Source organism: Streptomyces roseolilacinus, assembly GCF_014649335.1.
GTDB lineage: Bacteria > Actinomycetota > Actinomycetes > Streptomycetales > Streptomycetaceae > Streptomyces > Streptomyces roseolilacinus.
The window spans coordinates 675909-682035 of the sequence record NZ_BMSV01000002.1 but is presented as its reverse complement, the minus strand read 5'-3'; the positions used below and the strand labels follow the sequence as shown (position 1 = coordinate 682035).

Annotated in this window: 5 protein-coding genes; 1 reads left to right on the top strand and 4 read right to left on the bottom strand. The window is 73.3% G+C overall.

What is annotated here, in order from left to right; genetic code table 11:
* Positions 1-61 precede the first annotated feature (61 nt).
* Positions 62-1348, bottom strand: coding sequence for a hypothetical protein (locus tag IE106_RS07185; RefSeq protein WP_229840116.1), 1287 nt, complete (start codon positions 1346-1348; stop codon positions 62-64).
* A 957-nt stretch (positions 1349-2305) separates the two neighbouring features.
* Here IE106_RS07185 and IE106_RS07180 point away from each other — a divergent pair.
* Positions 2306-3163: an alpha/beta fold hydrolase gene (locus IE106_RS07180; protein ID WP_189530999.1), complete on the top strand. Its 858-nt coding sequence runs from the start codon at positions 2306-2308 to the stop codon at positions 3161-3163.
* A gap of 160 nt (positions 3164-3323) precedes the next feature.
* Here IE106_RS07180 and IE106_RS07175 read toward each other — a convergent pair whose 3' ends face one another.
* The 3 genes from IE106_RS07175 to IE106_RS07165 form a co-directional block, all read right to left on the bottom strand.
* On the bottom strand, positions 3324-5228 hold the full coding sequence (locus IE106_RS07175) for an ABC transporter ATP-binding protein (RefSeq protein WP_189530996.1): 1905 nt from the start codon (positions 5226-5228) through the stop codon (positions 3324-3326).
* Between the two features lie 30 nt (positions 5229-5258).
* A complete protein-coding gene (locus IE106_RS07170; protein ID WP_189530994.1) occupies positions 5259-5675 on the bottom strand; it encodes a lasso peptide biosynthesis B2 protein in 417 nt (138 codons plus the stop codon).
* Between the two features lie 187 nt (positions 5676-5862).
* Positions 5863-6126 (bottom strand): lasso peptide biosynthesis PqqD family chaperone, encoded by a 264-nt coding sequence (locus IE106_RS07165; RefSeq protein WP_189530991.1) that lies wholly within the window; start codon positions 6124-6126, stop codon positions 5863-5865.
* Position 6127: the final 1 nt, after the last annotated feature.

Genomic DNA, 6127 nt, shown 5'->3' with positions numbered 1-6127 from the left:
GGGGGGGGGGGGGGGACAGAGGTGGTGTCGATGGCCGCAGGAGACAAGAACCGTTGCCGTACTAATCCCTGATCTTGAGGAACCGCATCCGCGTCGCCCCGTTGCTGTCGGTGCCCCCGGCCTCGGCGGTGGAGATCTTGCCGCCGGTGAGGACGAACATCAGGTGCAGGCGGACCGTACGGGGGCCGGAGGCGACCGTGTACTCGGTCATGATGTGCGTCGTTCCGCCCTGCTGCTCCTGGCGTTCCGCGTTGATCGCCGCGATCTGGGTGAAGCTCGTCAGGAGGGTGTCCGCGGTCTCGTCCCGCAGCCAGCCGATGATGTAGCCGCTGCCGCCGGTGGCGGAACCGAGCGAGTACCGCACGTCGCTGTCGATGTGGTACACCCCGGCCTCCGGGAGTACGACGTCGGACTCCGGGACCGGTACGTCGGCACCGGCCTTGGCCAGGAGGTTGGCGTGCTGCCGCTCGGTGTTGAGGAACCCGCTCACCGGTGTGAGACGGGCGCCGACCCGCCACCTCTCGGGGCAGCCGCGCGTCCCGGTGACGTCGATGTCCACCGACCGTTCGGTGCCGGTGTTGCCACCGGGCGCGATGCCCGTCACGTCGATCCGGGGTACGAGCAGCCCGCCGGTCGTGTTCCGGGCGGCGTTGCACGGGGACGGGTCCAGTGCGGGGGTGTCGGGCGCGTACAGGCATCCGTCGCTGCCCCGGACGATGGCGTTGCCCCGGTCGGTGGACAGGCACGGCGGACGGGCGGGGGCGCATCCGTCCTGGCAGGAGACGACCGGGACGACCGGCGGGACGGGGGCGTACGGGGTCGAACCGTCGAGGGTGTCGGTGGTGCAGGTGACCGCTCCGTCGCAGGTGCGGCACGTCGTACGCAGGAACGACCTGCCGCAGCCCGGGGTGGCCGCCCGCACGGTGAGGACGAAGCTGTCGACCGTCCACTGCTTGGGGCCGACCCGGCAGGCGTCGTCGTTGCCGGTCTCCAGGTTGAGCTCTATGACGACCTTTCCGGCGAGGACGTCCGCGAGGGGCACGGCAGTCGGCGGGATGACGCCGTCGTCCTCACCGCCCGCCGGCAGATCGGGCGGGCCCAGGAGGTCGGTGCGGACCGGGGTCGTGCCGTTCCACAGGGCGAAGCGGCCGTAGAGCCGGCACGCCGTGCTGCTGCCGTCGTTGCGGACGTGGACCGAGGCGCTGACCGTGACCTCGGCGGGCTTGCCGCGCAGCGACGCGGGGTCGACACGTACGACGCCGGCGAGCCAGGTGTGCTGCCCGTTGTGCGTCCCGTCGTCGGCCGGGAACGTGCCGGTGCCGCTGTCCAGGATGGTCTGGGCAACCACGGGGTCCAGCGCGGCGTGGGTGTGGGCGATGGTGTAGTACGGCGTCGGGTCGATGCTCCTGGCGGTCGCCGTGACCCGGTACGGCGCGGAGTCGCGCAGCGGGATCGTCTCGCAGTGCTCACACTGCCTGGGGTCGCAGCACGAGGAGCCGCAGCGAGTGGAGCCGGAGCGCCCGGAGTCGGCACACCTGGATGGGGGGCAGGGGACGGGAAGGCGGGCCGGCTCGGTTGGCTGTCGGCCACCGACGGCGATCGGAGACTGTGCGCAGCCGCATCCACTCATGGGACAACTCCTCGTGTGGGGTGGGGTGGCAGCAGTGACGGCGTGCCGCCGTGCCGCTCGGGGCACGGGTGCACGGGTGCACGGGCGAATGAGGTGTCGCGCGGCCGGAGCGCACGGGAACCGCTCCGGAACGGGCCTGTCGGAAACTCACGGCGGACCGGAAGCCTGCCGAGCGACGGGCAGGAAGAGGGAGAAGGGGAAAGGTGAGGAAGCCCGCCCGGACGCAGGCATATCGAAAGCTCATCCGTTCAGCTTCTCTGAAGCCGTTCCTAACGTACTATCTCGTGATCTGCCGGGCATTAACTCGAAAGAGTGGTTGCTTCTCATCGGGCGGCCGGCGGCCTCTTCCCGGCGCCGCACTCCGCCGCCCGACGAAGCCCCGTACCCGGAACAGGGCCCCGGACCCGGGCCGTTGACGGCGAAGGACACCCCGGCGCGGACCCGAGCGGGGCCGGTCGACTGCCTGCCGGCCCCACGAACGCCGTCCACGCCACCACCTGGCCTTCCTCGGCCTCGCCGCAGCCGTCCGCCGCCACGAACGACTCCTCCGCCTCACCCCACAGGGCACGGCTTAAGCTGGGCGGGCCAGGCGGGGAACGCTCCATACGGCGGCGGAGACGACGCGGTCGTGGGGGCCGCCTTCGACATCGGGAACGACCTGCTCCAGGGAGTGCGATGCCGCAGATCGAGCTTTCGGCCGGAACCATCGACTACCAGGACACCGGCGGCGACGGGCCGGTGCTGGTGTTCTGCCACGGCATGCCGATGAACGAGACGCAGTGGCGCAAGGTGGTGCCGCTGTTGGACGGGTACCGCTGCGTCCTGCCCACGCTGCCCCTCGGGGGGCACCGCAGGCCGATGGCCCCGGGAGCCGACCTGTCCCAGCGGGGAATCGCGCTGCTCCTGGGGGAGTTCCTCGAACGGCTCGGCCTCGATGACGTGACCCTCGTCCTCAACGACTGGGGCGGCGGCCAGTTCCTGGTGTCGGAGGGCAAGGCCCAGCGCGTCGCGCGCTTGGTGCTGGTGGCCTGCGAGGCGTTCGACAACTTCCCGCCGGGGCCCGCCAAAGCGGCGGCCGCGGTGTGCAGGGTTCCCGGTGCCGTCTGGCTCCTGACCCGGCTCATGCGCGTCCCCGCTTTCCGGAAGAGCCGCAACGGATACGGCGGGATGAGCTTGCGCGGGATCCCCGACGAGATCATGGCCGACTGGTTCGCCCCCGCCACCCGCAGCAGGGCCATCCGCAGGGACTTCGCCAAGTTCGCCACTTCGGCGCCCAGACGTGAGGTCCTGCTGGCCTGGAGCGAGCGGCTGCGCGACTTCGACCGCCCGGTGCTGGTCGTCTGGGCGACGGAGGACCGGCTGATGCCCCGTGAGCACGGCCGTCGGCTGGCGCAGCTGTACCCGCAGGGTCGGCTGGTCGAGATCGCCGACTCGTCCACCCTCGTGCCGGAAGACCAGCCCGAACGGCTCGCCGAAGCGCTCACCGACTTCCTGACCCGAACCGGGGCGGAGCCGGTGCGGCCCGCCGGCTGAGCCGAGGGGACGACGCGGGCGTCCCGACCCGGCCCGTACGCAGGTGAAGCGGCCGGATGGGAAGGTCGGCCGCCGGGGCCGCCGGCGTCCTCGGCGCGGGTGACGGGTGGTCACGCGGTTCGCCTCTCCCAAAAGCGCCTCGACACGGCCCCCGGTTCGCTCACCCGTCGAGCAGTTGGGTGCTCGCCAGTTCGCCGTAGAGCGCGTCCCGCGCCATGAGGTCGGTGTGGGTGCCCACGGCCCGTACCCGTCCCGCCTCCATGACCACGATCCGGTCCGCCGTGGTCACGGTGGACAGGCGGTGAGCGACCACGAGCACGGTCGTGTCGCGGGCGGTTTCGGTGATCGTGTCGCGCAACGCCGCTTCGTTGACCGCGTCGAGCTGGGAGGTGGCCTCGTCCAGCAGCAACAGCATCGGGCGGCGGAGCAGGGCCCGGGCGATCGCCACGCGCTGGCGTTCGCCCCCGGAGAGCCGGCCGCCCCGGTGGCCGACGTCGGTGTCCAGCCCGCGGGGCGAGCGGTCGATCACCTCGTCCAGCCGGGTCAGGCGCAGAACACGCGCGAGTTCCTCCCCGGAGGGGACGGCACCGCCGAGCGTCAGGTTGTCCCGCAGGGTGCCCGCGAGGACGGGGACGTCCTGTTCGACGTAGCCGATGGAGGCGCGCAGCCGGTCCAGCGGCCACTGCCTCACGTCCTTCCCGCCCAGCAGGACGCGGCCGGAGTCGGGGTCGTAGAAGCGCTCCACCAGGGAGAAGACCGTGGTCTTGCCCGCGCCCGAGGGGCCGACGAACGCGGTCAGCCCGCGGGCGGGGAGGGTGAAGGAGACCTCGTGGTGGACTCGGGGGGCTCCGGGCCGGTAGGCGAAGGACACCCGGTGGAACGCCACGTCGAGGGGCGCGCGCCCGGCTGTCTCCCCGCCCCGCGCGGCCCGCCTCGTGGTGGGCGTCCGCCGCCCGCCGTGCGCGGCCCGCTCGGCTCCCCCGCCCTGTTCGGTGTGTTCCGCGTTCTTCGTGTGCTCGACGTGTTCCGCGTACTCGACGTCGAGCTCCTCCACCTGCTCGATGCGGACCGCGGCCGCCGAACCGACCTGTAGCTGGCCGACGCCCTCGACCAGCTGCCCGATCCGGGGGGCGAGGGCGAACAGGTAGAGCAGGAAGGCGACGAGCGTGGAGACGCCGATGGCCCCGGAGGCGACGCGTGCGCCCCCCACCCCGAGCACCACGAGGAAGCTGACCTGGACGACGACCGCCGAGGCCGTCGCCGACACCGCCTCCCATCCGGCGGCGTGCACCCCGGTGCGCCGCGCCTCCTCGGCCGCCCGGTGCAGCGCTTCGGCCTCCCGGTGCTCGGCCCCGAACGCCTTGACGGTACGGAAGGCTCCCAGGGCCCGCTCCAGGGCGACCCCGATGCGGCCCACCGCCTCCTGCGTGCGGCGGGTGGCCCGGCCGATCCGGGGCGCCACGAGGGCGACGACGACGCCGACGAAGGCGACGACCGCGAGGGTGACGCACAGCAGCACGGCGTCGAGCAGTCCCATCAGGACGACCGTCGCCACGGTGACCAACGTGCCGGTGACCGCCGCGGACACCGCCTGCGGGGCGGTCTGGCGCAGCAGCGTCGTGTCGGAGGTGACCCGGGCGATCAGGTCGCCGGGTTCGGTGTCCTCCACCACGGGCACGCGGAGCCGTAGGATCCGGTCGACCAGCCGGCGGCGGGCGGCGCAGACGACGGACTCAGCCGAGCACTGCAGCAGGTAGTGGCCCAGTCCGGCGAGGAGGGCCCCCGCGACCACCAGCAGGCTGAGGACCACGACCGGGCCGGCCGCGGGCTGCCCCTGTCCCATGTCGTCCATCACGCGCTTGGCCGCCAGCGGCTGGGCCAGGCCCAGGACGCTGCCCACCAGCCCGGCGACGAGACCGGCGGTGATGCGGGCGCGTTGCGGGCGCAGATGCCCCACCAGCGCCCGGTGGCCCGACCGGGCGGCGCCGGTGCCCCCGGGCGCCGGGTGCGCCTTCGGAGCGGCGGGGCCGTCGCCGGTGGCCTCGACGGCGGACGCCCCGGTCATCGCCGTGCTCCGCGGTGACAGGGCATCTGCTCACTCCACGGTGAAGAAGCGCTGGAAGTAGTCGGCCGGCGCGTCCTCGCCGACGAGGACGCCTTCGGCCTCCACCCAGGCGTGCGCGGCGAACGGCGGTCGGGTGCGCACCCCCACGCACCAGACGGGCCACAGGCCGTAGCAGCGGCACAGCAACACGGTGGCCAGGGACCGGGGCAGGCATCCTTTGTGCCCTCCGGCGGCGAGGCTCACGGCGAGCACCGTCTGCCTCACCGCGGCCGCCTCGGCGAGGGTGGCGGGCCTGGCACCGCCGCGCATCCGGCTCAGGACGGCTCGGATGCGGTGGGGCGGCTGGGTCGCCAGCAGGTGGGCGCAGGCCACCGCCGCCCGTGCCAGGAGACGGCGGGCGACCGGAACGGAGCGCGGGTCGTAGGGCATCGCTTCCGGTGTCGTCATGCGTACCTCTTCGTTCCGGGGAGAGGGGTTGGGCGGTCGTACGGGCGGGCGGACCACCGGGCGAAGGCCACCGGGCGGGAAGGCTCGTCCCGCGCGGGCAGGGCCGGCGGTGGGCCGGGGGGGCCGGGCGCCTCGTGTCCCGGGGCGGGGGCTCCACCGGCCGGTGGGCCGGAAGCGCCCGGGGCCCCTACGGATCGGGGACGACGAGTCCCGCGTCGCGCAGTTCGTCGGTGATGCGCCTGACGTCTTCGGCGGCCAGGTCCGTGTCGACGTCGTCGTACCGGGTGGTCAGGATCTCGACGGCCCGCTCGGGGCCGCCTCCGTCCAGCAGGTTCCGCAGGACGACGGCGGCCGTCGGGTTGAGTGTCCAGTACTCGGCGCTCTCCTGGTCGAGGAGCGCCAGGCCGTACTCGGTCTCGGTCAGCAGGACACCGTGCTTCAGCGTGGGCATC